Source organism: Arcicella sp. BE140 (assembly GCF_031456255.1).
Classification (GTDB): Bacteria; Bacteroidota; Bacteroidia; order Cytophagales; family Spirosomataceae; genus Arcicella; species Arcicella aquatica.
In genome coordinates this window covers 37,932-63,231 of sequence record NZ_JAVDUE010000023.1, presented here as the reverse complement: position 1 = coordinate 63,231, position 25,300 = coordinate 37,932, and the positions used below count along the sequence as shown (strand labels likewise).

Genomic DNA, 25,300 nt, shown 5'->3' with positions numbered 1-25,300 from the left:
CAACGTAATAAACGAATTATAGTCCATAATGAATTTTAAAGAATATAAAAACCTTGACTATGGTCAGGTTGCAGACGAAATCCTTAAATTTTGGCAAGACGAAAAGATTTTTGAAAAGTCTATCGAAACCCGTGAGGGCAATCCAACTTTCACTTTCTATGAAGGGCCTCCTTCGGCAAATGGAACACCGGGTATTCACCACGTGATGGCTCGTGCGATTAAGGATATTTTCTGTCGTTATCAAACTTTAAAAGGCAAGCAAGTAAAACGTAAAGGCGGATGGGACACCCACGGTTTGCCAGTGGAATTACAAGTAGAAAAAGAATTAGGAATTACCAAAGACGATATTGGTAATCTTAAATCTCCAAAATATGTTTCGGTAGAAGAATACAACAAGAAGTGTCGTGAAACGGTCATGAAATTTACTGACCAGTGGAACGATTTGACCGAAAAAATGGGCTATTGGGTGGATTTGGATAACCCATACATTACTTATGAAAACGATTATATCGAGTCTGTTTGGCATTTGTTGAAAACCCTTTACGAAAAAGGATTATTATACAAAGGCTATACGATTCAGCCGTATTCGCCAGCAGCAGGAACGGGGCTTTCTTCGCACGAGCTTAACCAGCCGGGTTGTTATCGTGAAGTAAAAGATACTTCGTTGACAGCTCAATTTAAAGTAAAACTGACGGGCAAATCAGGCTTTTTGTTTGATGGTGCTAATAGTGACAATATTTATATTTTAGCTTGGACGACTACCCCTTGGACTTTACCTGCGAACTCAGCTTTAACGGTGGGAAAAAACATAGAATATTCTTTAATTAAATCTTTCAACCCTTACACTTACGAACCCGTAAACGTAGTGTTGGCCAAAGATTTGGTTGGAAAATATTTCAACGAAAAAGGTAAAGATGGTGATTTTTCGAAATACAATGATGGAGATAAAATCATTCCTTGGAAAGAAGTATTCAGTTTCAAAGGGAATTTCCTAGAAGGCATCGAATATGAGCAATTAATGCCTTATGTTCAGCCTGAAAGTGCTGCTTTCAGAGTAATCATTGGTGATTTCGTTACGACAGAAGATGGTACTGGAGTAGTTCATACTTCTCCGACCTTTGGTGCAGATGACTTTAGAGTGGCTCAGCAAAATGGTATTCCTTCTATTTTTGTCAAAGACGAGACTGGTAAAGAAGTACCAATTGTCAATCGCCAAGGTCGTTTTGTAGCTGAAATTACTGATTATGCCAACGAGCCTGTAAAAGAAGCTTATTTATCAGATGAAGAAAAAGAAGAGCAACGTATCAAACAAGGAAGAGATAAATATCTATCTGTTGACGAACGCATTGCTATTCAATTGAAAACGGAGAACAAAGCGTTCAACGTTCAGAAATTTGATCACTCTTATCCACACTGCTGGAGAACAGATAAACCTGTATTATACTATCCATTGGATTCTTGGTTTATCCGTACGACGGCAGTAAAAGATAAAATGATTGCCCTAAACAATACCATCAACTGGAAACCAGAATCTACGGGTACTGGTCGTTTTGGTAATTGGTTAGAAAACTTAGTAGACTGGAATTTATCTCGTTCAAGATATTGGGGTACTCCCCTACCAATCTGGCGTTCGGAAGATGGTGAAGACGTTTGTATCGGTTCTTTAAAAGAACTAGAAAACGGCATAACACATGCTTTGAAAGATGATGTATTATTGGCAGAACAACGTGCAGCTAACGAGAAGTTTTTAGACTTATTAAAAGCAGGTACTGAAGACTTACACCGTCCGTTTGTAGATGAAGTATATTTGGTTTCAGCTTCGGGTAAAGTAATGACGCGCGAAACTGACCTTATCGACGTTTGGTTTGATTCTGGAGCAATGCCTTATGCACAATGGCATTATCCGTTCGAGAACAAAGATATTTTTGATGAAGCTTATCCAGCCGATTTTATCTCGGAAGGTGTTGACCAAACACGTGGTTGGTTCTTTACCTTACATGCTATTTCGGCTATGGTTTCTGATTCTGTAGCCTTCAAAAATGTAGTTTCTACGGGCTTAGTATTGGATAAAAATGGTAACAAAATGTCTAAACGTTTAGGCAATGCTGTTGATCCATTTGAAACCTTGAAGAAATACGGTGCAGACCCAACGCGTTGGTATATGATTACGAATGCACAACCTTGGGATAACCTAAAATTTGATTTAGCAGGCATTACCGAAGTACGTAACAAATTCTTTGGAACGCTTACGAATACGTATAATTTCTTTGCGTTGTATGCCAATTTAGATGGCTATACGCCAACAGGAAAACTTGATAAAAGCATTGCCACAGAGCTTGACCAATGGATTTTATCAAAATTACAAACCTTGATAAAAGAAGTAGACGAAGCCTACAATACTTATGAACCAACCAAAGCAGGACGTGCCATCCAAGAATTTGTGGGTGACCATCTTTCTAACTGGTATGTACGTTTAGGAAGAAGACGCTTCTGGAAGGGCGAGGTTACGGCAGACAAACAATCAGCTTATGAAACATTAGCATATTGCTTGAAAACAATTGCTCAGTTGATGTCACCAATTGCTCCTTTTTACGGTGATTGGTTGTACAAAAACTTAACTGATACTGAAACAAGTACGGACGTATCTGTTCACTTGACGAACTTCCCGAAAGTACAGCACGAATGGATTAATACTGAATTGGAAACTTCGATGGACTTGGCTCAAAGAATTTGTTCTTTGATTCACTCTTTAAGAAAAACCAATCGTATTAAAGTACGTCAGCCATTGTCGAAGATTTTGATTCCGATATTGAGCGAGCAAACACGTGAACAAATCCGTCATGTAGACGAATTGATTAAGACAGAGGTAAACATCAAAGCAGTTGAATACTTAAATGATGCGTCGGGCGTATTGTCGAAAAAAGTAAAACCAAACTTTAAAGCATTAGGCCCTAAATTCGGTAAAGACATGAAAGCAGTTGCTGCTGTAATTACTGCAATGACTGCTGAAGACTTGAAAGCTTTAGAGGAAAACAAGACGATAATTCTTGATGCTTATACGATTGCCCTAGAGGACGTTGAAATCCAAACAGAAGATTTACCAGGATACTTAACGGCATCAGACGCAGGTATCACGGTGGCATTAGACATCAATATTACACCTGAGCTGAAACAAGAAGGTATCGCTCGCGATTTTGTGAATCGTATCCAGAACTTACGTAAAGATTCAGGTTTTGAAGTAACCGATAAAATCAGCATCCAATTACTAGATTCTGATGCCGAAGTAACGGCTGGCGTTGTAGCCTTCAAAGACTTTATCAGTCAGGAAGTACAAGCACTTTCGCTAGAAGTAGTCAACGAATTAGCCGACGGACAAGATGTTGAATTTGAAGAATTGACTTTGACAGTGAAAGTTACAGTAGTGTAGTTCGAGTTTACAACTCAAAAAATAGAAAGGGAAGTTTTCATTGATGAAGACTCCCCTTTTTTGTTTAAATTACTTTTTCTTAATACGCCTTAAAAGTCACCTTATTGTTTCCCAAGTGCATAGCTAAGTATAAACGAAATCTTTTGGATATCGCCAGTAATATAAACAAAAGAGCTAAGCCCTGCATCTGTTTTGCTATAAGCTAATTCAAAATTCATTTTATTGAGCTTTGTACCTATACCCAATTGATACCCCATTGAGCTACTCAATCCTTGGTAAACAAAATCTGTATTTTTTTCAGCTAATCTCTTTTCTAACGATAGTCCTGCGTTAAGGTACACATCAATCTTTTTAGGTACATTTTTATAAAAGGAATATTGAGGGCCTAAATAAATGCCTAAATACGAAGTATTAGTAGGTACATTGTAGCTTTGATACAACCTTATATCCTCCTCATAATGGTTATATAACAAATCTATTTTCACACCTAATCTTCTTCTTTTAGAAGGCAATTCAAATAATGCCCCTACTCCAATTGAAGCCGATTTTAAGCCCGATTTGTTATAGTTTTCTTCATAATATGATAGATTTCGATCTACATTATAACTATACGTTCCCAGAGCAGCACGTAAAAAGAAAGTAGTTTTAAACTTTTCTTTTTTTGATACCTCAATAGGTTTACTATCGCCAAAAAAAGTATTATACTTCATTATTAGGGGCATTAGCGCTGCTTCTCTATATTGATATTTAAATATTAATCCCGAATAGTTCGAACAGTCTTCACACAGTTCATAAAGTTGTTTATTATAGATATCAAGGTGTACTTCATAATTACCAGAATTATTCTTTCTTATAAAACGGTGGTCAACAAGCTCTTGAATAGTATCATTTAACTTTTCGATAAAAAAGTGTTCTTTGTTATTATTGTCTTGTAAATAATATAAACTTATCCTTCCTTTTACCAATTGTTTCAAAAACAAAGTGGTATCAACAAGTTCTCTATCGTAGGTTTCTAGTAGTTTACCTTGTTGATGGGGTGTAATGTCTAAGGATATTTTTTTTCGCACATAAGTTGCCTCATTTTGTACAACAAAGCTTTGTATTTTGCTTATATCATACTTAACCATTTTTAGGTTTTGATCTTTAAATGTAATTTGTGAAGGAGCTTTTACCCATTTTTTATTATCAATTTCACCCCTGATGGTATCGCCAGTATTATTAATAATGTAGCCTGCCATAAACTCTTTTTGAGCGTTGATAGAGTAGTGGGATAGAACTGTAAAGAATAAAGCAAATAGAAGTTTTTTCATTGAATTGTTTTGAATATAGAATTAACGGTTTTAAATGCTAGACTGAACTTATTAAATATTGCAATTTGTGGTCTTATAAATTTCGGTTAAAGCTAAATGATAATTGAAATAAAAGCAACTTAATTAATTATGAATAGTTAGATTAACAAATCCCTATTAATTTCTTATTTCCACAATATTAAACAATTCCACAAATTTCTTGCAATATCATTGCATTAGCTATCTTTGTATAAAACATCAACAGCATGATAGCTACGCAAAACCTTACCTTCTCGTATTCTTCTGAAAAGAGCTTTGCTTTTCCAGATTTTTCCTGTGCCGACCGCGAAACAATGCTTATTTTGGGTAAGTCGGGTAAAGGCAAAACAACCTTTTTACATTTAATGGCGCTTTTACTAAAACCAACAGGAGGTAAAATCCAAATCAATAACCAAGAAATTAGCGATTTATCAGTCGGGTCAGCAGCAGATTTTAGGGCAAAAAATGTAGGTATTATTTATCAAAAACCTCATTTTGTTCATTCTCTCACTGTATTAGAAAATTTACTGTTAACGAACTATCTAGCAGGGAAATCTCAAGCAAAAGACCTTGCCAAACACCTAGCCGAAAGTTTAGGTTTCGCCGAACATCTTCATAAAAAAACTACTCAATTATCACAGGGTGAACAACAACGTGTTAGCATCGCCAGAGCCTTGATGAATAAACCTTCTGTGATTTTAGCCGATGAACCAACCTCAAGTTTGGATGATGACAATTGCTTGAAAGTGGTGGATTTATTAAAAAAACAAATTGAGGAAATTGGAGCAAGTTTGGTAGTAGTAACCCATGACCAACGCTTGAAAGATGTGGTTGAAAAACGTATAAACTTATAGCAGATGAACTTACTAAAAATATCTTGGAGTAACCTAAAAGACAAACCCCTTACTAGCTTTTTAAGTATCTTATTGATGGCACTGGGTATTGCTATTATTTCGTTATTACTCTTGGCAGGGAAGCAATTAGAAGAAAAATTTACCCGCAATGTAGCTGGGATAGATATGGTGGTGGGTGCAAAGGGTAGCCCACTACAATTGATTTTAGCTAGTATTTACCAAATTGATGCGCCGACGGGAAATATTTCTTTAGACGAAACCAATAGGCTAACCCGTAATCCTTTAGTAAAATCAGCCATTCCATTATCAATGGGCGATAGCTATCAAGGGTATAGAATAGTAGGTTCTAACGAAAAATACCTTCAACATTTTGAAGCTGAATATGAATCAGGCAAAGTTTTTTCTGAACCCATGGAAATGGTATTAGGTGCGAAAGTGGCTAAAAATTTAGAATTAAAGGTTGGTGATACTTTTGCTTCGCAACACGGCTATGACAAAGAAGGCGATGTGCATGAAGAAAAGAAGTTTAAAGTAGTGGGTATTCTAAAAAATACTAATTCTGTTCTCGACCAATTAATGGTTACGCCACTTGAGAGTGTTTGGGCAGTTCATGACGAGCATCATGAAGAAGAAGTGGGTAAAGGAGCAAATGCATTGAAATTATTAGAAGAAGACACTTCTCCTACTACCGATGACGGACATCACCATGAAGAAGAATCTAAAGAGATAACCTCGATGTTGATAAAATTCAGAAATCCTGCAATGGGTATGATGATGGCAAGAAGTATCAATCAAAATACCACGATGCAAACGGCTTCGCCTGCTATTGAAATCAATCGCTTGTTTGCTTTGATGGGCTTTGGAATCGATACCCTCAAAATCATTGCCTTGGTTATCATCATCGTTTCTGGTTTAAGTGTATTTGTATCGCTTTATAATTCGCTCAAAGAGCGAAAATATGAAATGGCGTTGATGCTTTCAATGGGTGCTAGCAGAACCAAACTATTCTTTTTGTTATTACTAGAAGGCTTGATTATCAGCTCAATCGGATTTGTGATTGGTATTGCTTTAAGTAGACTGGGATTGTGGTTAATGTCGAAAAACGTCGAACAAAATTTTCATTATGACTTCAACGTTTTATCTTTGCTAACAGAAGAATTATGGTTGTTCATCGGCGCATTAGTAATTGGGTTGTTGGCGGCAGCTATTCCTTCATTAGGAATCTACAAAATAGATATTTCAAGAACATTGGCGGATGAGTAATTATCAGATATAATAAAATATTCCCGCTGATTTATGCAGAAAAAATACGCTGATGGCGCAGATTAATCCGCGAGAATCAGCGATTAAAAATCTCTAAAATCTGCGGGAAAAACTAACATAAAAATCAACAAAAAAAGCTAACAGTTCAAACCTGATAGCATACAACTAAAATGAAAATCAAGACTTTAATCACATTCAGTGCTTTGTTGTTGACTTTGATGTCGGCAACTCCTATGAAAAAACCAGTTGCTCTGCCTTCGGAGAAACTTACTTGGGATATTTTGAAAGACGTGGTATTTAAGAAAAAATGGTATCCGCAAGAATCTATTTTTATGCTATACCCTACTTTTGGACCAGCTGTAAAGAAATTAGAAAACAAGGAGGTTATCATCAAAGGCTATGTAATTCCAGTAGATGCTGCTACTAATATGTATGTGCTTTCAGCATTTCCTTACAGTCAGTGTTTTTTCTGTGGAGGTGCAGGACCAGAGTCAGTAATGTCGTTAAAGCCTAAAAAGGGAGCTTCGCATAAATATAAAACTGACGAGATGCATACTTTTAAGGGTAAGCTAAAATTGAATGCTGATGATATCTATGAAATGAATTACATTTTAGAAGAAGCAGATTTAGAAGAATAACATAATCTACTATACAGAAGCCAGAGGAAGCTATTTCTCTGGCTTTTTTTATGCCTAACCTACTCCACAAAAGTTTTTTGTTTTTTATTTAACCAAAGAATATTTGGACGAGTAAATCAATCTCCATCACATTAAGGTTTAAATAGTGTTTTATCAACATAACACATCCACATTTACAGCTAATAACCAAATATTTTATCAAATCCATACTTTTCTCAAAAATTACATTATCAAAAAATAATTGTAAATTATCAAAAAATAGTACTATTTACATTCATCAATAATCTCAAATCATCATCATACTATGGCTGTAAACAATAAGGAATTTCATCAACAATTGCTTACAGAAATGAAGCAACGATTGGATAAAATAAAAGAAGGAGGAGGACTAAAAAATGTACAAAAACAACATGAACGAGGTAAATTAGTAGCCCGAGAACGCATTAATTATTTAATAGATACTGACACTGAATTTCAGGAAATTGGTGCATTTGTGGGCTACGAAATGTACGAAGAATATGGTGGTTGTCCAGCAGGAGGAACAGTTGGCGGACTAGGCTATATTGCTGGTCAATTATGTGTAATTGTAGCCAATGACCAAACTGTAAAAGCTGGTGCATATTTTCCCATTACAGGTAAAAAGAATCTTCGCTTCCAAGAAATCGCTATGCAAAATCAATTACCGATTATTTATTTGGTAGATAGTGCAGGTGTATTTTTACCCATGCAAGATGAAATTTTTCCAGACAAAGAACATTTTGGAAAAGTATTCTTTAACAATTCTGTGATGAGTGCCATGGGAATCACGCAAATATCTGCTGTCTTAGGTAGTTGTGTGGCTGGTGGAGCATATTTACCCATTATGTCAGATGAAACCTTGATGGTGACAGGACAAAGCTCTATTTTTTTAGCAGGCCCTTACTTAGTAAAGGCTGCTATTGGTGAAGAAATCGATGCCGAGACCTTAGGAGGAGCCAATACGCATAATGCTATTTCGGGCAATGCTGATTATCAGTTTGACAGTGAACAAGAATGTCTTGACCAAATAAAAAGGACTATTAGCAAACTAGGAAAATTTGAAAAGGCGGGTTTTAATAGAAGTACACCAAAAGCCCCTACCAAGCATTTGGAAGAAATACTGGATATTCTCCCTGAGCTTAGAACCAAACCTTATGATATGCGTGAAATCATTGAACGGTTGGTGGATGATTCTGAGTTTGATGAGTTTAAAAAAGATTACGGCAAGACCATCCTTTGTGGCTACGCTCGTATTGATGGATGGGCTGTCGGCATTGTGGCGAATCAACGATTAGTCATTAAAAACACGAAGGGTGAGGTACAAATTGGGGGTGTTATTTACAACGATTCAGCAGATAAAGCAGCACGCTTTATCATGAATTGTAATCAAAAGAAAATCCCTTTGGTTTTCTTACAAGACGTAACAGGTTTTATGGTGGGCAGTCGTTCAGAGCATTCGGGCATTATCAAAGATGGAGCCAAAATGGTAAATGCTGTTTCAAATTCGATTGTCCCTAAAATCACGATTATCATTGGCAATTCTTACGGTGCGGGCAATTATGCTATGTGTGGAAAAGCTTTTGACCCACGCTTTATTTATGCTTGGCCAAGTGCTAAAATTGCGGTAATGGGTGGCGAGCAAGCAGCCCAAACTTTATTACAAACTCAGGTAGCATCCATGAAAGCCAAAGGCAAGGTAATTATGAAAGAGGAAGAAGAGACCATTTTGAAAGGTATCAAAGATAAATATAATACGCAAACCACACCTTATTATGCTGCTGCCCGCTTGTGGGTTGATGAAATTATCGACCCTCTGACTACAAGGAGTATTATTTCAACCAGTATTCAGGCAGCTGACCACTCTCCAATTACGAAGGACTTTAAAATGGGACTTTTACAAGTTTAGATAACGAGCAAATAGCTATTAAAAATAGCTTTGCCGGTGAATATTGTCCTGAGCTCTTGAAAATTATGTTCTTGAAAATGATAAGGTTTAAGCATAAATTGGGTTAAAAAGGGGTAAAATTGGCTATTTTTCACATTCTATCAATATTTATTAAAAACTTTTGAAAACATATTTGTCTAAAACTCAAACATTTACTACCTTTGCAGTCCTGTTTCAAAGACACATCTTCGTTTTTCAGTTTGATTGGGTTGTAATTTACTGATAATCAATAGAAAACGATTTTTTATAACCAATTAAGCAAACAAAGCAATGGCTAAGAAAGGCAATAGAATCCAAGTGATTTTGGAATGTACTGAGCAAAAAACTTCAGGCGTTCCAGGGATGTCTCGTTACATCACTAAGAAAAACCGTAAAAACACTACAGCTCGTTTAGAGTTAAAGAAATACAATCCTTTCTTGAAGAAAGTGACTGTTCATAAAGAAATTAAGTAATTCATTTAGTTGTCAATTACAAGTTATCAAGTCTGTGTTATCGTAATTGATGGGTTTGCTCATCAGTTAAGTTGCAGTCAGTCGATAACTCAAAACGGATAACAATAACTTATACAAAGAAATGGCAAAGAAAGTAGTTGCAACCCTTAAGAAAGAAGGTGGCGTAAAATACGCAAAAATCGTTAAAGCAGTGAAAAACCCTGCTACTGGTGCTTACACATTCAAAGAAGAAATCGTTCTTCAAGATGAAGTAGCAGCAGCGTTGAAAGGTTAATTCTTTCGACTTTAAAGAAAGTCCCCTATCTAAATAAGGTTAGGGGACTTTTTTTGTTTTATATTTGGGGAACTAGTTGTTGCTTATTTAATATTAGTTTAAAGAGAAAAAATTGGGTAATTTCAGCTAATGATATTTAACATCCAACGCTTGACTGCTACAAACCAAAACGATAACTGAAAACTGATAACCAAACATGGGCTTATTTGATTTTTTTAAGAAAAAAGAAACCTTAAATACCGAAGAAAAAGAAACACTTGACAAAGGATTAGAAAAAACCAAAGAAGGTCTTTTTTCTAAATTGAGTAGAGCGGTAGTCGGCAAATCGAAAGTCGATGAGGAGGTATTAGATGAATTAGAAGAAATTTTAATCTCTTCGGATGTAGGTGTTGATACAACCCTTAAAATTATCCGTAGAATTGAAGAACGTGTAGCCAGAGACAAGTTTGTAACAACAACTGAGCTTGATGGTCTTCTGAGAGAAGAAATTGCTGAGTTATTGGCACAGAATAAGTCAGAAGATGTATCTGATGCCTTTAAAGCTCATACTAAGCCTTATGTAATTATGGTAGTGGGCGTAAATGGTGTTGGTAAAACAACAACTATTGGTAAGTTGGCTTCACAATTCCACAAGGCAGGTAATAAAGTAATATTAGGGGCTGGAGATACCTTTAGAGCTGCCGCTGTCGACCAGCTTAAATTATGGGGACAAAGAGTAGGCGTAACCGTAATAGACCACGGAATGAATAGCGACCCTGCCTCTGTAGCCTACGACACCGTAAAGCAGGCTGTAGAGCAAAATGCTGACGTAGTAATCATTGATACAGCAGGACGCTTGCACAATAAAGTAAACTTGATGAACGAACTTTCTAAAATCAAGCGTGTAATGCAGAAGTTTTTGCCTGATGCTCCCCACGAAATTTTATTAGTGCTTGATGGCTCGACAGGACAAAATGCCTTTATTCAGGCACAAGAGTTTACAAAAACAACTGATGTAACGGCTTTGGCTATTACTAAGTTGGATGGAACTGCCAAAGGTGGCGTAGTTATCGGAATTTCTGACCAGTTTAAAATTCCTGTGAAATACATTGGCGTTGGTGAAAAGATAGAAGATTTACAGGTTTTCAATAAAAAAGAGTTTGTTGATTCATTATTCAAAAGAAAATAATCTTTGATATGATCAAAGTTAAAATCTTCATACTTATTCTTGGGTGCCTTTCGATGATTGGTGCTTTTGGACAGAAGACCAAGAAAAAATTGAAAAGGAAAAATACGCTTCCTGCTTCTGTACAAAAGGCTATTATCAATCCCGACTCTCCTACTGGCACCAAACCAATTACTATTGAACCTGCTTTGGTTCAGCAAGGAATCTGTGGCACTATTTTCTGGAAATCTGGAAACATGATGCCTTCGCCTGATAGACCTACCCCTAAAGCAAAACCTGTCCAACGAGAATTAGTAGTGTACGATTTGACGAATACCGCTGAGACTACTCGTGAAAATGGGTTTTATCAAACTATTGCTACCAAATTTATTAAAAGTGTGAAGTCTGACGAAGAAGGGAAATTTTGTGTTGATTTAGAAGAAGGACGTTACTCATTATTTATTCGTGAAGGAAATAAAGGCTTGTATTCAAATTTGTTTGATGGAGATGGAAACATTTTTCCCATTAAGGTAAGTAAAGACAAAATATCTATCACTGTTTTTACGATTGACTATCAAGCTTCATATTAAAAAAAGGAAAGGTGAAAACATTGCTAATAAGCATCTGTTTTCACCTTTCCTTTTTTATTAACAAACCTCAAACCCTACTTTCCTTTTTCTTTTACCCAAGTATCTTTCAAGCCCACTGTTCTGTTGAATACCAAATGTTCGGCTGTTGAATCTGTGTCTAAACAGAAATAGCCTTTGCGCATAAATTGGTAATTCGTTCCTATTTGTGCTTCTTTCAAACTTGGTTCTACAAAAACTTCTGGAATAACCGTCAGAGAATCTGGATTGATAAATTTCTTGAAGTCGTCTCCTACTTGGGAAGCATCTTCCAAAATCAATAGTCTATCGTATATACGCACTTCTGCTTTGATAGCATGTTGTACAGATATCCAGTGAATAGTACCTTTTACATGAAGACCTGAAGTATCAGCACCTGAACGGCTTTCTGGAATATAGCTACAATGTAATTCGGTAATATTGCCAAATTCGTCTTTTACAAAATCATCACATTGGATGATATAAGCTCCTTTTAGACGAACCATCAAGCCTGGCCCCAAACGGAAGAATTTCTTCATCGGAACTTCCATAAAGTCATCTTGTTCGATATAAATCTCACGACTAAATGGTACAATTCTACTGCCCGCATTTTCATCCTCTGGATTATTTTCTACGTGTAGTTCTTCTACTTGTCCTTCAGGATAATTGGTAATTACTACCTTCAATGGCTCTAACACAGCCATTACTCGGGTAGCAAGTTTGTTCAAATCTTCTCTAACACAGTAGTCTAATACACCTACATCAATCAAATTATCTCTTTTGGCCACACCGATTTTTTCGCAAAAATTACGAATTGACGCTGGTGTAAAGCCACGACGACGCAATGCCGAAATAGTTGGCATACGCGGGTCGTCCCAACCATTTACAATACCTTCGTTGACTAATTGTAGCAATTTTCGTTTACTCATTACTGTATGAGTAAGGTTCAATCTTGCAAATTCGTATTGATGTGAAGGATAAATTCCGAGTTTTTCAATAAACCATTCGTACAAAGGACGGTGAACATCAAATTCTAACGTACAAATAGAATGGGTAATTTCTTCGATAGAATCTGACTGACCATGTGCAAAATCGTACATTGGATAAATACACCAAGCATCGCCCGTGCGGTGATGTGGCGCATGTTTGATACGATACATCAGCGGGTCGCGCATGTGCATGTTCGGGTGAGCCATATCAATTTTAGCTCTTAGTACTTTAGCCCCATCTTCAAACTCACCAGCACGCATTCTACTGAATAAATCTAAATTTTCGTCTATGCTACGGTAACGGTATGGGCTATCTTCACCTGCGAAATTAGGATTCCCTTTTTGTGACGCAATTTGTTCAGATGTTTGGTCATCTACATAAGCCAACCCTTTTTTGATAAGCTCTACTGCAAAATTATATAAGGTTTCAAAATAATCAGAAGCATACAATTCTTCTCCTGCCCAATCAAACCCAAGCCAGCGAACATCTGCTTTGATAGAATCTACGTATTCAGTCTCTTCCTTTTCAGGGTTTGTATCATCAAAACGAAGGTTAGTTTGTCCACCATATTTAGCAGCCAAGCCAAAATTCAAGCATATTGATTTAGCGTGCCCAATGTGTAAATATCCATTAGGCTCAGGTGGAAAACGAGTCAAAACACGTCCTCCGTGTTTGCCCGCTTGTAAATCTTCTTCTACAATTTGTTCAAGGAAATTAAGTGATTTTTTTTCTTCTTCTGCCATAAGCTTAATCGTTATCAATTTGTTGGTTCTCGCATATTAGCACTTGTTTTGCTAATTAACAAAATCGTGACAAGACTATCTTACGAAATTACGGATTTTTTAGGGAATGAATCAGAGTTTTCTAGCAAATCAGATTTTAAAAACATTTTTTAACTCAGAAAGTTATAAAGTGGGGCTGTGGGCCATTAACTTTTAGCAAGCCGATTTCTATTGTACTACTTCCCAACTCATCGTCTTTACATTATACAATGCGTTATCAGTTTTGGATAATCTTTCCAAAAACTCATCGAATCATTCACTCAATCAGAACTAACTAATTCCCCTTTACAATACAAATGAAAGCTTTATTATTAAATGAGCAAGACATCGATAGAATTATAGAGATGGCTTGGGAAGACCGAACACCCTTTGATGCTATTTTTATACAATTCGGATTAAAAGAACAAGAGGTAATAGCACTTATGCGCCGAGAAATGAAGGCGTCGTCTTGGCGAATGTGGCGTGAAAGAGTACAAGGAAGAGCGACCAAACACCTTGCAAAAAGCCCTGTTGACCATACACGATTTAAATGTACGCGACAAAGAAAAATTTCTCTGAACAAAATTTCTAAGCGAAAGTAAGCATTTATACAAAATAAGATTCTGTTTTGCACTTTTCTGTTTTTAGCATATAAATTCTGTTTTCACAGAATTTTATGAATAGATAGGTATATAATTGCCGAATAATAAAAATATTATTCTAAAAAATAGCTTTTTTGTAGAATTTCTTACAAAAATCACAAAAAAGCTATTAGATTTGCAATAGATTTCCTATCGCACTAAAAATAACTCATATATAAACAATCATGTATTTCTGAAAAACCATTGAAATTATCAATGGCGTTTTTCGCTTTCATCAATTCTAAACTCCGAAGAAATGAGTATTAAACTAGATCAAATAGACCATAAAGTATTAGAAATTTTACAACAAAATGCCAAAATTACTAATGCACAATTATCAAAAGAAATAGGACTATCGCCTGCCCCAACACTAGAACGTGTTAAGAAATTAGAAACTGCTGGAATCATTGAAAGCTATCATGCACAATTAAACCGCGAGAAAGTGGGTTTAGGAGTCACTACTTTTGTGACTGTCACTTTGATAGGACATAAAAAGCAAGTTACAGAATCTTTCGTTTCACAAATAAACTCGATACCAGAAGTCATTGAATGTCACCACGTTACAGGTTCTGGAGATTTTTTATTGAAAATAATTGCTAAAGACATCGCTTCATATCAGAAATTGATGCTTGAAAAAATCAATGAGATTGAAGAAGTAGCAGGAACACAAACGATGGTCATTCTTTCTACTTTTAAAGAAAGTAAGGTATTGCCTATCCCTTGAACTTTATTCAGATAGATAATCTTTCATAAAAAAGGTCGGAAATATTAAATCATTTCCGACCTTTTTCTATGATTTTACTTTTTTCTATTCTTCAATAATTATATAAAACTTAAAGTTTAGCGGGTCAAAGACTGCTGATATTTGCGTTAAGAATTCAGGATTGTTCAAATAGAAATTCAAAAAGTTTTCGCTTCTTTCTTGGGGAGTTCCATTCGGGAAAAGCTTCTGTTTTACTCCCAACAGCTGATTTACCTCTGTTTCGTGGTTTCTTTCTTCTGCTTTTTTCAAACGCTTTTCTAAGTTTTCAAGGGCATTCAATACCTTCTGTTGCTCTCCTTTTACTGCACCTTCCAACGTTTTATCTATTTTTACAGCTTTTGTCAGAATTTCCTCAAAAACCTGCACAAAGGAATTACTCTCCGTAGCAAGGCTTAAGCTATTTTCAGAATGCTTTTCAATAAAGCTTTTCTTCAAGCTTATTTCATCCAAAAATAAATCCTGACTGGTTAAGTCTAATTTTTCCATCCTTTTAGCAGTAGCTTTATTGACTATCAAACAGAAGTTACGAGGCATCAAAATAGGGAACGCTACCTGATGGAAATCAAAAATGCCTTTTAATTGAAGCCAATAGGGTACTTCTGATGGACCGCCGATATAGGCTAAGTTTGGCAGAATCACTTCTTCATAAACGGGTCTTAATACCACATTAGGACTGAATTTTTCAGGTTCAGTTTCCAATAGGTTAAGGATTTCCGTTTCAGAAAACTGTAAACTAGTATTCAATACTTTATAGGTATCGCCTTCTTTGACAATACGCTCACGAAGTCCATTTTCTAAATAAAAGAAGTTGATTTCACGGGGAGAGATTTGGGTTTTATAGCCCAAAGATTCTAGTTTTTCAGAAGTTTTTGAAACGACATCAAAAGCAGTATGGTGTAGTAAATCGTTTTTAATAATAGGAGCAAACAGTTTTTTCAAATTTCTATCATCTGCATCGATACAAATTAAGCCTTGGTCTCCGAATAAATCGTTAGCGTAACATCGTGCTGCATTCGCCAAAGTCTCATTGTTGAGGTATGCATCTTTGAAAATAGCAGGACATTCAGCCATTTCTGTTATCAAAGCCTCTAATTCCTTTGGATTCATCCTACCCACTGCTCCTTTTTGGACAGTTTCCCATGCTAACTTCTTGCCGAACAATGAAAAATGATTGATTTCAGCAAAATCATGGTCTTCAGTTGCCATCCAATAGACTGGTACAAAATTGTAAGCTGGGAAAGCATTTTTCAATGATTTCGCCAAGTTAATCGTTGTAACAAGCTTATAGATTACATAAAGAGGCCCTGTAAAAATATTGAGTTGATGCCCCGTAGTGACGGTAAACGTATTTTCCTCTAAAAGAATATCAACATTTGGCTTATTGCTTATACCTGAATACTGTTTTTTTAGCGTTTCTACTAAAATACTACGTTTGGCTGAATCAAATTGTTTTAAAGCGATTTGCTGCTCAAATCCTTTAAGATCTGGATAATTTTCGTAAAAATCTTTAGTTTTTGTGGATTGATTAATGAAGTCTAAGAAAAGTGACGAAAACTGATTGACGTCCTCTAACGGTAGTTGATGTATTTGCATTATTGCCTTATGCGTTTGATATTTAAAATTCAAACAGTCTTGTTTGGATTACAAGTTTAACGTAGAAGTTTTAAACTTTGTTCTTTTCTATCAAGAATTTCAACAAAAAAGCCTTTAGAAATTTTCTAAAGGCTTTCGATATTCTCCATAAGCTATTTAATTATCTTTTATTTCCATAAAATTTTGCAGTAATGCATCTTTATGAAAACTTGTACAATCTTATTTCTACACAAACCCGAATCAATTATCTTTCTAATATTATCTACGTGATAAAAACAACGAAGGTTTCATTGGTCTTTACTTTTTTTAACTTACCTCTTTGATTTCTAAATATTTACCCTCCCCAAACAAGCTTATTTGCCCGTTATTTTGATGGAAGTGAGTAAATCGACTAATACCCACGAGTAAGCATGATAATAGACACATTTTTTTTTCAAAAGGTTGGATACTCATTAGAATATTAATAGAAAAACCTCTTTTATTATTATCTTTAGTATTAAAATGTGAACTTCATCGCTATTATGCCCAAAATTATACTTGTTTTTTTGATGATTACCGTGAGTTTGAAGGCATTTGCCCAAACTCAACCTCAGTATAGTCAATACATGATGAATAGTTATTTAATCAATCCAGCAGTTGGGGGCATTGAAGATTATACTGATATTAAAACGGGTTATCGAAACCAATGGACAGATTTTGAGGGCGCTCCAACAACTTATTATTTGTCAGCACATATGCCTATTGGCAAGACAGATAGAACAAGTACGGGTGCTCGTCCTAATTTTAGTAAATCTATTCGGCGACCTATGCCATTATCAAACCAATTCAATACTTCGGCAAAAGTGCCTATTCATCATGGTATTGGTTTTATATTAGTCTCTGATAAAACAGGAGCCAATACTCAGAATAGTTTTAATATCAGCTATTCATTACACGTCCCTATTACTACGAAAATGAAACTAGCCATCGGTCTTTCTGGTGGAATATCTCAATACACAGTAGATTTCAGCAAAGTTCAGGTAAAAGACAACCCAGACCAAGCTATTGTTGCAGGCTCAAGGCTTACAGCCCTTCAACCCAATCTGAATGCTGGTGCTTGGCTGTATTCAAAGCAGTTTTTTGTGGGTATTTCAGCCAATCAATTTATTTTTAATAGCTTTAATTATAAAAATACTAATAACCCTAATCAAAGTTGGAGTGGCGATGCCATACCTCATTACTTTCTCACAGCAGGTTTTAGACAAGAACTCAGTGAAGATTGGACGCTCATCCCTTCTACGCTTATTAAAAGAGTAGCGAAAGCACCCATAAGTTTTGATGTTAACTTAAAAACAGTTTTCAGAGAACGATTTTGGTTTGGCACATCCTATAGACACAAAGATGCTTTTGTGGGATTAGTCGGTGCAAATATTAGTTCATTAATCAACTTGGGATATTCTTACGATTACACATTATCAGGACTAAAAGAACGCTCGAGAGGCTCACACGAAATAGTGATTGGTATTATGTTGAATAATCGTCAACGAGTGCTTTGTCCGCAAAATCTATGGTAGGGTATCACTAAACCATTTTCAAATACTTTAAGAAACTCCAAGCTCTTCTATTTGTCAAATATGCCAGCTTATCTTCGTTTTCATAGGCTTCCTTCTCAAAACAAATATTTCTATATGCTACCTGATGATTTTGTCCTTTGAGCCTATTCAGCAGATATTCTGATAGATACCAAATATAAAATGGGAGAATGAGCAACTCAAGCTGTTGGGCTAAATGAATGCGCTCATGATTGATTAATATTTTAGAAGGCAACTTGGTTCTAATAAGCACAAATGGAAAAATCGCCATACCATCGACATTCAGGAAAGGGCAATAGATGGTAAAAAACAACGATTTTTTACGATTTCCTAACATCTTATGGCTTTTACTTGCTATATTTTTCGTTTATTTTATCATAAAGCGAAGCAGGTATTTTAGATGTATATTCAGTGATTTTTACTTCTGGACGTACCCAGTCTAAATGACCTTTTATCCAAGCATAGGCTAAGCCAATTAATAATACGCCAATAAACACAAACATTTCTACTAACGAGAACCATCCCCACAGACCATCTGTATCAGCAATTAATCGCTGATTTCCAAAAACTGTTGCCCAAGGAAATAAAAAGATAATCTCGACGTCGAAAAGGATAAAAATTAAGGCAATTACATAAAAACGAATATTAAATCGAACGTTTGCATTCCCATCTGGCTCTTCTCCCGACTCGTAAGTAGTGAGTTTTTCCACATTTGGGCGGTTCGGGCGAATCAGTTTTGCGATAAATAATATTACGGCTACAAAAACTATCGCAGCAATGATAAAGAGTAATATATAACCAAAATCAGTAATCATCTTAAAAGGTATTGGCATTATTTATTTTTTCTGAAATTCAAGTATCCTTTTACTACTGTAAAAGTAGTGATGGCCAAGAAGAATAAAATAACGTAATGAACATAGTTGATAATCCAAGGGAATTCTACTCCGAAATAATAGCCTCCACCTACTAAAGAACCAACCCAAATTGCACCGCCCGTAATATTCAAAAAGAGGTATTTAGGATAATTCATTCGGCTAATTCCTGCTAAAATTGGGGCAAAAGTACGAATGTAAGGCAAAAATCGGCTAATTATTAATGCTTGGCTACCATATTTTTCAAAAAAATCGCGGGTAGAATCCAAGTGTTTTTGCTTAAAATACCAAGTGTCGGCCTTATTTTCGAGGTTACTGCCAAAAAACCGCCCAAACAAAAAGCCCGTTAAGGAGCCTACTACAGCCGCCACAAAAAGGTATAACAAAACCGTTCCGATAGTATACTTTAGGAAGCCTGTCCCTACAAAAACACCAGTCAAAAAAAGGAGATAGTCGCCAGGAAGGAAAAAGGCAAAGAACAACCCGTTTTCAGCATATACTACAAAAGTAATAGCAAAAAGCCCCGCACCAATGATTTCTTTAGAATCTGATAAGTATTTAATGATTTCGGATATGTCCATTTTAAAATAGATGAAATGCCTGTGGGGCTGAAGTATAAAATATTTATTTCTGTTAAGAGGTTTTTTTCAACGTTAGTTTAGTAACTAAACAGTTGAAAGACAAAATTAGTCTATCAATCTGTTTATTTTAATTTTATTAATTGATTTAAAGAGTATTTCATCTAATCAAAAACAAAATACATAACAAAGCGTTCTGATAACATTGAATGTTAGATTAGTAAAATTACTTAAATTTCAGACAAATTCTCTAATCCCAAAATCATTAATTAATCAAATCATTGTTTCCTAAAAAACACTTAAATGAATTAAAGACTATGAAAAAAACAATCATTATCATTTTAGTGCTTCTTCTACTTTTCGGAGGGTTTTTCTCTTCTAACCTGATTCGGTTTTTTTATAATTCATCTTCTGATGCTGAGGCAGATACGATAAGCGTGATTCCAGAGATGGCAGAACCTGTTTTTAAAAAAGAAGGGGAATTAGAATTTGTGAAGACTAAACAAAAATTAACGATTGAGATTGCCGATAATGATAAGGAAACAGCACAGGGCTTAATGTTTCGTCGTTCAATGCCCGACTCTTGTGGGATGTTGTTTATCATGCCCGAAAATGAGCCTCAAAGCTTTTGGATGAAAAATACTTTTATTGCTCTTGATATCATTTTTCTAGATACCCAAAAAAGAGTTGTAACCATACAAGCCAACAGAGCTCCATTTTCGGAAGAAGCGATACCTTCTTACGAGAACGCGAAGTATGTGTTAGAAGTAAACGCAGGATTTTGCCAAAGAAAGGGGATTGAAAAGGGGGATTTGTTGAAGTGGTGAGTTGTAGGTTTTGGACTTTAGGATTTTGGACTGGAGGACTTTAGGATTAAACTTTAAGACTTTAGGATTCTTGGACTAAAGGACTTTAAGGTTTATTTGTTAAGTTTTGATAAATCAAAACTCCCCAGTCTTATCTCAAATTCCTCCAGTCCAATAATCTCCTAATCTAAAAACCCTCTAGTCTAGTCCTAAAATCTTCCAGTCCTAAAGTCCTCTAGTCCCAACTAAAATCTACTTAACCTCCACATCAAAAGTTCCATCAAAATCTATACTCCCTACCGTGAATGAACCATTCTTGATTGGAGAGCCATTTACTGGTGGTTGATGGTGTAAAACCACCTGCAATTTGCCCGTTCCTGCTACAGCCGTTTTTACAGTGGCCGTCAAGCCCACATCAAACCCACGAGAGTCTTTATCTTTTCCAGAAACAGTTAATAATGATGCTGGGGTGGATACATATTCAAACAAATGCTCATCCTTTTGCTCTTGTATCTCTTCTGTTACATTGACAACAGGCGTTTTTGTTTCATCTAGCATCTCGACAGCCAAAGCATACGTTTTGTTCGCATCTAACGAAATCTTGTCAATCGTCGGGGCATTTCCTCCAATACCATCAAGGTCTTTGAATAAAAAAGTTTTAGTAACACCGCCCTCAGTGAATTTCAACCTTACCGTTGTTAGGTTCTCATTGTCTTCCTGTGGCGCAGGTTCATCCTTCTTACATCCTACTACCAAAACAAAGGCTAACGTTGCCATCAAAAGTGTTTTCTTAGTCAATTTCATATTTGTTGAATTTATATAATGCAATAACGTTGCAAATATAACGAACGATAACAATATTTTTGCACTATTGTTGCAAAATAAAATTCTTGTTACCATATTTGCAACAATGTTGCAAATATGAAAAAACTATTTTCTAAATACGGTTATGATTACCTAGGCATCTTAGGCTCAGGAATCTGCTTGGTGCATTGCTTAGCAACACCATTAATAATGCTTGTGCAAGCTTATTATAAAACAGAAGTCAGTATTAGCTCCCATGAAGGTATCCGATATTGGGATTATATCTTTCTGATTACCTGCTTTGTAGCAGTATTTTTTACTACTAAAGAAGGCACTTCACAGAAAATAAATAGCTCTTTTTGGTTATTCTTCTCGCTTTTCGCAATCGCTATTTTATTTGAAGACGACTTTAAATACATTAATCTACTGGGCTATTTTGCTTCAGTTGGACTCATCATCACTCATATCATTAATATTAGAAATTGTAGAAGATGTCAAACAAAAAACTCCCCGTTACAGTGCTAAGTGGCTTTTTAGGCGCTGGAAAAACCTCGTTGCTCAATCATATTTTACATAATAAAGACAACCTAAAAGTGGCTGTTATTGTAAATGATATGAGTGAAATAAACGTAGATGCCCAATTGGTGAAACAAGAAAATACCTTATCAAGAACCGAAGAGAAGTTAGTCGAGCTATCAAACGGTTGTATTTGCTGTACCCTTCGGGAAGATTTGATGATTGAAGTAGAGCGACTGGCGAAAGAAAATCGTTTTGATTACCTTTTAATTGAATCGACGGGTATTTCAGAACCCTTACCTATTGCCCAGACTTTTAGCTATATCGATGAAGAAAATGGCATCGATTTATCTAAATTCTCCAGACTAGATACTATGGTGACAGTGGTAGATTGTTTCAATTTTGCCAAAGACTTTGGGTCTATTGATACTGTGTGGACACGTGGCATGAACGACGAAGACCCAAGCGATACTAGAACTATCGTAAACTTGCTTACTGACCAAATTGAATTTGCTAATGTTATTATCTTGAATAAAACAGATTTATTAACACCTGAAAAAGTAGGCGAATTAAAGGCTATTGTTCAAAAGCTAAATCCTAATGCTAAGATACTCTCATCCGAATTTGGGAAAGTACAAGCAAAAGAGATTCTGAACACTGGCTTATTTAATTTTGAGGAGTCCTCTAACACTACAGGCTGGATACAAGAATTAGCCAATGCAAAACATACCCCCGAAACAGAAGAGTATGGCATTAGCTCATTTGTATTCAGAGACCCTCGCCCTTTTCATCCAGAACGATTCTGGAATTACATCAATAACTATTGGCATGGGGGCATTATTCGCTCGAAAGGTTTATTCTGGATAGCCTCTCGTCCCAAAGATGCCCTTAATTGGGGTCAGGCTGGCGGGTCAGTCCGTGCAGATTGGGCTGGTTCATGGTGGGCTGATATTCCCTCTTGGGAACGTCCATTTTATCCCGCTTGGCTTGAAAACAAGAAAACCATCATGGAACGATGGGATAAACGCTTTGGAGACAAAATCAATGAGCTAGTAATCATTGGGCAAGATTTAGATAAAGAAGCCATTATTGAGGAGTTGGAGGAATGTCTTTGTGTAGAAGAAGAAATTGTACGAATGCAAAAGAAAGGAACATTCATTGATCCATTTCCAGTATTTCAATAAAAATCTTAAGTAAAATAAAGGTAGTGTAATACTAAAACCCATAGGCTTTTGGCTTATGGGTTTTTATGTAAGAAAGCGTTTTCGTTTACAATAAAACCTGTAATTGTTCAAAATATATTAGCGTATAGTCTCTCTTAAAAAAGAAGGGATTCCTAACGATTTTAGAACTGTAAGATACAGATTGCCAATTTTTTTTCGTAAAATTGCTTTACAATGAACACGTACATATAAGCTTTATATGGTAGATGCCAACGTTTACTAGGTTTTCATAAATGGATAAACATTGGCTAATGAATCTTACCTCAATACAATAATGACTTCACGAGAAAAAATAAATCAAGTTTTTGAAGAAATGGGAAAAGTAGTGGTGGGTCACGAAAAACTGACGAATCGACTACTTATTGGCTTATTTACAGGCGGACACGTTTTGTTAGAAGGTGTACCGGGCTTGGCCAAAACATTATCTGTAAATACCTTATCAAAAATCCTTAAGTTAGATTTTCACCGTATTCAATTTACGCCCGACTTATTACCTGCCGACCTCATCGGAACGATGATTTATAGTCGGAAATCTGATGATTTTGAAGTAAAAAAAGGACCAGTTTTCGCTAATATTATTTTAGCGGATGAGGTAAACCGTGCTCCAGCAAAGGTACAATCTGCCCTTTTGGAAGCCATGCAGGAAAAGCAAGTGACTATTGGTGATTTTACCTATCCGCTTGATAAACCATTTTTAGTACTGGCAACTCAAAACCCTGTAGAGCAAGAAGGCACTTTCCCTTTGCCAGAAGCCCAAGTAGATAGGTTTATGCTCAAAGTATTTGTTGACTACCTCAATAAAGAGCAAGAATTGGAAGTAATGAGGAAGATGTCTAACATGGATTTTAATTACCAGCCCAAACCTATCCTGAATAAGGAAGACATTTTTAAAATCAGAAAGGAAATCAACGATATTACTATTTCTGAAACGCTTGAACGATATATTATCGAACTTATTTTTGCCACGCGTAAGCCGGGGGATTATGGATTGAGGGAAGAAGCCCGCTATGTACAATTTGGAGCGTCGCCACGTGCAAGCATCAATTTGAATTTAGCAGCCAAAGTATTAGCGTATTTAGATGGCCGAGATTATGTATTACCAGAAGATATCAAAGAAATAGCCCCAGATGTATTGAATCACAGAATTATGCTTAATTATGAAGCTGAGGCTGATGGTATCACTACGATGCAAGTAATCGATACTATTTTAAGAAGAGTAGCAATTGGCAGGTAAAAAGTTGTAGAAGATTTTCCACACAATCTTCTACAACAAAATTGAGTATTTTATTCTACAAATTCTTTGTTCTGAATTTCACTTCTTATAATGAAAAGGGGACGGTTTTTAGACTGGAAAAAGACTCGCAAAATATATTCTCCAAGCACTCCCAACGCTAATAATTGCACGCCACTGAAAAGAATAATCATAAAAAGCAACGCAGGAAAACCTTCTATTACCTCTTGAAGGTAATATTTCTTTATCAATACACTTATAAAGTATATCAACGAAACGACAATGGCAAACAAACCCAATCTAGTAACAAATTTGATGGGGAATTCGCTAAAATTAAAGATGCCGCTATAGGCTAATTTAAAAAGCTGTTTGAAAGAATATTTTGATTCTCCTGCTTGGCGTTCTTCTCTAGCGTACTCTACTCCTATCTGCTTAAACCCTACCCATGTGCGCATTCCTCTTAAATAACGACTTTCCTCAGGCATTTTATTTAAGATATTCACTACTCTACGGCTCATCAAAGCGAAGTCTCCACTATCCAAAGGAATATCTACATAAGCGATACTCTTTAATAAACGATAGAATAGATAATATGCACTCCGTTTTACAAAGCCTTCTTTACGCTGTTTACGAACAGCATAAACAACATCATAACCTTGTTTTAAATAAGGATAAAACTCTAAGAGTAATTCAGGAGGATCTTGGAGGTCGCCATCAATGACCATTACAGCTTCAGAGCCTTTGGAAATGGCTAAACCTGCTGTAAGGGCTAGTTGGTGTCCATGGTTTCGTGCTAAAAATAAACAATGATATCTTTCATCGCTTAATGCCAGCGCTTGCATCAATTCTGCGGTATTATCGCGGCTTCCATCATCTACTAAAACAATTTCAATGCTTACTTGAGCCGAATCCATTAATGCATTTAACCTTTCTATCAAAAAGGGGAAAGTTTCACTTTCGTTATAGAGAGGGGCGATAATTGAAATTTGGGGGATATTCAAC

General features: G+C 35.9%; 24 protein-coding genes. 16 read left to right on the top strand and 8 right to left on the bottom strand.

Annotated elements, in window-relative coordinates:
• Positions 1–28 precede the first annotated feature (28 nt).
• Positions 29–3,427: an isoleucine--tRNA ligase gene (ileS, locus tag J2Y60_RS23195; protein WP_309924224.1), complete on the top strand. Its 3,399-nt coding sequence runs from the start codon at positions 29–31 to the stop codon at positions 3,425–3,427.
• A gap of 101 nt (positions 3,428–3,528) precedes the next feature.
• On the opposite strand, the gene J2Y60_RS23190 is transcribed toward ileS, so the two are convergent.
• Complete coding sequence (locus tag J2Y60_RS23190; RefSeq protein ID WP_309924222.1) at positions 3,529–4,737, bottom strand: hypothetical protein; 1,209 nt, start codon at positions 4,735–4,737, stop codon at positions 3,529–3,531.
• Positions 4,738–4,982: 245 nt separating this feature from the next.
• Here J2Y60_RS23190 and J2Y60_RS23185 point away from each other — a divergent pair, with 245 nt between their 5' ends.
• The 8 genes from J2Y60_RS23185 to J2Y60_RS23150 all read left to right on the top strand — a co-directional run bounded on the left by J2Y60_RS23185 (position 4,983) and on the right by J2Y60_RS23150 (position 11,934).
• Positions 4,983–5,609 carry an ATP-binding cassette domain-containing protein gene (locus tag J2Y60_RS23185; RefSeq protein ID WP_309924219.1) on the top strand — a complete coding sequence of 209 codons (627 nt, stop codon included), beginning with the start codon at positions 4,983–4,985 and terminating at the stop codon, positions 5,607–5,609.
• Positions 5,610–5,612: 3 nt separating this feature from the next.
• The gene (locus tag J2Y60_RS23180; protein WP_309924215.1) at positions 5,613–6,872 is read left to right on the top strand and encodes an ABC transporter permease; all 1,260 of its coding nucleotides are present in this window, start codon (positions 5,613–5,615) and stop codon (positions 6,870–6,872) included.
• 170 nt (positions 6,873–7,042) lie between these two features.
• Positions 7,043–7,510 (top strand): DUF3299 domain-containing protein, encoded by a 468-nt coding sequence (locus J2Y60_RS23175; protein WP_407654643.1) that lies wholly within the window; start codon positions 7,043–7,045, stop codon positions 7,508–7,510.
• Positions 7,511–7,814: 304 nt separating this feature from the next.
• Complete coding sequence (locus J2Y60_RS23170; RefSeq protein ID WP_309924213.1) at positions 7,815–9,434, top strand: carboxyl transferase domain-containing protein; 1,620 nt, start codon at positions 7,815–7,817, stop codon at positions 9,432–9,434.
• 309 nt (positions 9,435–9,743) lie between these two features.
• Complete coding sequence (rpmG, locus tag J2Y60_RS23165; protein WP_109742450.1) at positions 9,744–9,926, top strand: 50S ribosomal protein L33; 183 nt, start codon at positions 9,744–9,746, stop codon at positions 9,924–9,926.
• A gap of 121 nt (positions 9,927–10,047) precedes the next feature.
• Complete coding sequence (locus J2Y60_RS23160) at positions 10,048–10,200, top strand: DUF4295 domain-containing protein (protein WP_309924211.1); 153 nt, start codon at positions 10,048–10,050, stop codon at positions 10,198–10,200.
• Positions 10,201–10,396: 196 nt separating this feature from the next.
• Positions 10,397–11,368 carry a signal recognition particle-docking protein FtsY gene (gene ftsY, locus J2Y60_RS23155; protein ID WP_309924208.1) on the top strand — a complete coding sequence of 324 codons (972 nt, stop codon included), beginning with the start codon at positions 10,397–10,399 and terminating at the stop codon, positions 11,366–11,368.
• Positions 11,369–11,376: 8 nt separating this feature from the next.
• Positions 11,377–11,934 carry a carboxypeptidase regulatory-like domain-containing protein gene (locus J2Y60_RS23150; protein WP_309924205.1) on the top strand — a complete coding sequence of 186 codons (558 nt, stop codon included), beginning with the start codon at positions 11,377–11,379 and terminating at the stop codon, positions 11,932–11,934.
• Between the two features lie 74 nt (positions 11,935–12,008).
• Here J2Y60_RS23150 and J2Y60_RS23145 read toward each other — a convergent pair whose 3' ends face one another.
• Complete coding sequence (locus J2Y60_RS23145) at positions 12,009–13,682, bottom strand: glutamine--tRNA ligase/YqeY domain fusion protein (protein WP_309924203.1); 1,674 nt, start codon at positions 13,680–13,682, stop codon at positions 12,009–12,011.
• Between the two features lie 335 nt (positions 13,683–14,017).
• Here J2Y60_RS23145 and J2Y60_RS23140 point away from each other — a divergent pair, with 335 nt between their 5' ends.
• Both J2Y60_RS23140 and J2Y60_RS23135 read left to right on the top strand, forming a co-directional pair.
• The gene (locus J2Y60_RS23140) at positions 14,018–14,302 is read left to right on the top strand and encodes a TIGR03643 family protein (protein WP_309924201.1); all 285 of its coding nucleotides are present in this window, start codon (positions 14,018–14,020) and stop codon (positions 14,300–14,302) included.
• 295 nt (positions 14,303–14,597) lie between these two features.
• Positions 14,598–15,065 carry an Lrp/AsnC family transcriptional regulator gene (locus J2Y60_RS23135; protein WP_309924199.1) on the top strand — a complete coding sequence of 156 codons (468 nt, stop codon included), beginning with the start codon at positions 14,598–14,600 and terminating at the stop codon, positions 15,063–15,065.
• Between the two features lie 84 nt (positions 15,066–15,149).
• Here the strand turns inward: J2Y60_RS23135 and bshC are convergent, their stop codons facing one another.
• Positions 15,150–16,697 carry a bacillithiol biosynthesis cysteine-adding enzyme BshC gene (gene bshC, locus J2Y60_RS23130; RefSeq protein WP_309924197.1) on the bottom strand — a complete coding sequence of 516 codons (1,548 nt, stop codon included), beginning with the start codon at positions 16,695–16,697 and terminating at the stop codon, positions 15,150–15,152.
• A 521-nt stretch (positions 16,698–17,218) separates the two neighbouring features.
• On the opposite strand from bshC, the gene J2Y60_RS23125 reads away from it, so the two are divergent.
• A complete protein-coding gene (locus tag J2Y60_RS23125; protein ID WP_309924194.1) occupies positions 17,219–18,250 on the top strand; it encodes a type IX secretion system membrane protein PorP/SprF in 1,032 nt (343 codons plus the stop codon).
• 7 nt (positions 18,251–18,257) lie between these two features.
• Here J2Y60_RS23125 and J2Y60_RS23120 read toward each other — a convergent pair whose 3' ends face one another.
• Genes J2Y60_RS23120 through J2Y60_RS23110 form a run of 3 tightly spaced genes read right to left on the bottom strand, consistent with a single transcriptional unit; the run spans position 18,258 to position 19,721 of the window.
• On the bottom strand, positions 18,258–18,605 hold the full coding sequence (locus J2Y60_RS23120; protein ID WP_309924193.1) for a hypothetical protein: 348 nt from the start codon (positions 18,603–18,605) through the stop codon (positions 18,258–18,260).
• A gap of 10 nt (positions 18,606–18,615) precedes the next feature.
• Positions 18,616–19,083, bottom strand: a complete 468-nt coding sequence (locus tag J2Y60_RS23115; RefSeq protein ID WP_309924263.1) for an NADH-quinone oxidoreductase subunit A — start codon at positions 19,081–19,083, stop codon at positions 18,616–18,618.
• Positions 19,084–19,100: 17 nt separating this feature from the next.
• Positions 19,101–19,721, bottom strand: a complete 621-nt coding sequence (locus J2Y60_RS23110) for a DedA family protein (protein WP_309924190.1) — start codon at positions 19,719–19,721, stop codon at positions 19,101–19,103.
• Between the two features lie 314 nt (positions 19,722–20,035).
• Between J2Y60_RS23110 and J2Y60_RS23105 the strand changes: the two genes are divergently transcribed.
• Positions 20,036–20,545, top strand: coding sequence for a DUF192 domain-containing protein (locus J2Y60_RS23105; protein WP_309924188.1), 510 nt, complete (start codon positions 20,036–20,038; stop codon positions 20,543–20,545).
• Positions 20,546–20,776: 231 nt separating this feature from the next.
• Here J2Y60_RS23105 and J2Y60_RS23100 read toward each other — a convergent pair whose 3' ends face one another.
• Entirely contained in the window at positions 20,777–21,328 is a 552-nt protein-coding gene (locus J2Y60_RS23100) for a hypothetical protein (protein WP_309924186.1), read from the bottom strand.
• Between the two features lie 117 nt (positions 21,329–21,445).
• Here J2Y60_RS23100 and J2Y60_RS23095 point away from each other — a divergent pair, with 117 nt between their 5' ends.
• From J2Y60_RS23095 to J2Y60_RS23085, 3 genes are all read left to right on the top strand, one after another.
• Positions 21,446–21,853 (top strand): MerC domain-containing protein, encoded by a 408-nt coding sequence (locus J2Y60_RS23095; RefSeq protein ID WP_309924184.1) that lies wholly within the window; start codon positions 21,446–21,448, stop codon positions 21,851–21,853.
• A complete protein-coding gene (locus J2Y60_RS23090; RefSeq protein WP_309924182.1) occupies positions 21,820–23,028 on the top strand; it encodes a GTP-binding protein in 1,209 nt (402 codons plus the stop codon). Before J2Y60_RS23095 ends, J2Y60_RS23090 begins: the two co-directional genes overlap by 34 nt.
• A 313-nt stretch (positions 23,029–23,341) precedes the next feature.
• Complete coding sequence (locus J2Y60_RS23085) at positions 23,342–24,301, top strand: MoxR family ATPase (RefSeq protein ID WP_309924180.1); 960 nt, start codon at positions 23,342–23,344, stop codon at positions 24,299–24,301.
• A gap of 50 nt (positions 24,302–24,351) precedes the next feature.
• Here the strand turns inward: J2Y60_RS23085 and J2Y60_RS23080 are convergent, their stop codons facing one another.
• Positions 24,352–25,299, bottom strand: a complete 948-nt coding sequence (locus J2Y60_RS23080) for a glycosyltransferase family 2 protein (protein WP_309924178.1) — start codon at positions 25,297–25,299, stop codon at positions 24,352–24,354.
• Between the last annotated feature and the right edge of the window lies 1 nt (position 25,300).

What these genes read in the sequence shown, in the direction of transcription:
- ileS (WP_309924224.1), top strand. Translation starts at nt 29, where the DNA reads ATGAATTTTAAAGAATATAAAAACCTTGACTATGGTCAGGTTGCAGAC.
- J2Y60_RS23190 (WP_309924222.1), bottom strand. Translation starts at nt 4,737, where the DNA reads ATGAAAAAACTTCTATTTGCTTTATTCTTTACAGTTCTATCCCACTAC.
- J2Y60_RS23185 (WP_309924219.1), top strand. Translation starts at nt 4,983, where the DNA reads ATGATAGCTACGCAAAACCTTACCTTCTCGTATTCTTCTGAAAAGAGC.
- J2Y60_RS23180 (WP_309924215.1), top strand. Translation starts at nt 5,613, where the DNA reads ATGAACTTACTAAAAATATCTTGGAGTAACCTAAAAGACAAACCCCTT.
- J2Y60_RS23175 (WP_407654643.1), top strand. Translation starts at nt 7,043, where the DNA reads ATGAAAATCAAGACTTTAATCACATTCAGTGCTTTGTTGTTGACTTTG.
- J2Y60_RS23170 (WP_309924213.1), top strand. Translation starts at nt 7,815, where the DNA reads ATGGCTGTAAACAATAAGGAATTTCATCAACAATTGCTTACAGAAATG.
- rpmG (WP_109742450.1), top strand. Translation starts at nt 9,744, where the DNA reads ATGGCTAAGAAAGGCAATAGAATCCAAGTGATTTTGGAATGTACTGAG.
- J2Y60_RS23160 (WP_309924211.1), top strand. Translation starts at nt 10,048, where the DNA reads ATGGCAAAGAAAGTAGTTGCAACCCTTAAGAAAGAAGGTGGCGTAAAA.
- ftsY (WP_309924208.1), top strand. Translation starts at nt 10,397, where the DNA reads ATGGGCTTATTTGATTTTTTTAAGAAAAAAGAAACCTTAAATACCGAA.
- J2Y60_RS23150 (WP_309924205.1), top strand. Translation starts at nt 11,377, where the DNA reads ATGATCAAAGTTAAAATCTTCATACTTATTCTTGGGTGCCTTTCGATG.
- J2Y60_RS23145 (WP_309924203.1), bottom strand. Translation starts at nt 13,682, where the DNA reads ATGGCAGAAGAAGAAAAAAAATCACTTAATTTCCTTGAACAAATTGTA.
- J2Y60_RS23140 (WP_309924201.1), top strand. Translation starts at nt 14,018, where the DNA reads ATGAAAGCTTTATTATTAAATGAGCAAGACATCGATAGAATTATAGAG.
- J2Y60_RS23135 (WP_309924199.1), top strand. Translation starts at nt 14,598, where the DNA reads ATGAGTATTAAACTAGATCAAATAGACCATAAAGTATTAGAAATTTTA.
- bshC (WP_309924197.1), bottom strand. Translation starts at nt 16,697, where the DNA reads ATGCAAATACATCAACTACCGTTAGAGGACGTCAATCAGTTTTCGTCA.
- J2Y60_RS23125 (WP_309924194.1), top strand. Translation starts at nt 17,219, where the DNA reads ATGCCCAAAATTATACTTGTTTTTTTGATGATTACCGTGAGTTTGAAG.
- J2Y60_RS23120 (WP_309924193.1), bottom strand. Translation starts at nt 18,605, where the DNA reads ATGTTAGGAAATCGTAAAAAATCGTTGTTTTTTACCATCTATTGCCCT.
- J2Y60_RS23115 (WP_309924263.1), bottom strand. Translation starts at nt 19,083, where the DNA reads ATGATTACTGATTTTGGTTATATATTACTCTTTATCATTGCTGCGATA.
- J2Y60_RS23110 (WP_309924190.1), bottom strand. Translation starts at nt 19,721, where the DNA reads ATGGACATATCCGAAATCATTAAATACTTATCAGATTCTAAAGAAATC.
- J2Y60_RS23105 (WP_309924188.1), top strand. Translation starts at nt 20,036, where the DNA reads ATGAAAAAAACAATCATTATCATTTTAGTGCTTCTTCTACTTTTCGGA.
- J2Y60_RS23100 (WP_309924186.1), bottom strand. Translation starts at nt 21,328, where the DNA reads ATGAAATTGACTAAGAAAACACTTTTGATGGCAACGTTAGCCTTTGTT.
- J2Y60_RS23095 (WP_309924184.1), top strand. Translation starts at nt 21,446, where the DNA reads ATGAAAAAACTATTTTCTAAATACGGTTATGATTACCTAGGCATCTTA.
- J2Y60_RS23090 (WP_309924182.1), top strand. Translation starts at nt 21,820, where the DNA reads ATGTCAAACAAAAAACTCCCCGTTACAGTGCTAAGTGGCTTTTTAGGC.
- J2Y60_RS23085 (WP_309924180.1), top strand. Translation starts at nt 23,342, where the DNA reads ATGACTTCACGAGAAAAAATAAATCAAGTTTTTGAAGAAATGGGAAAA.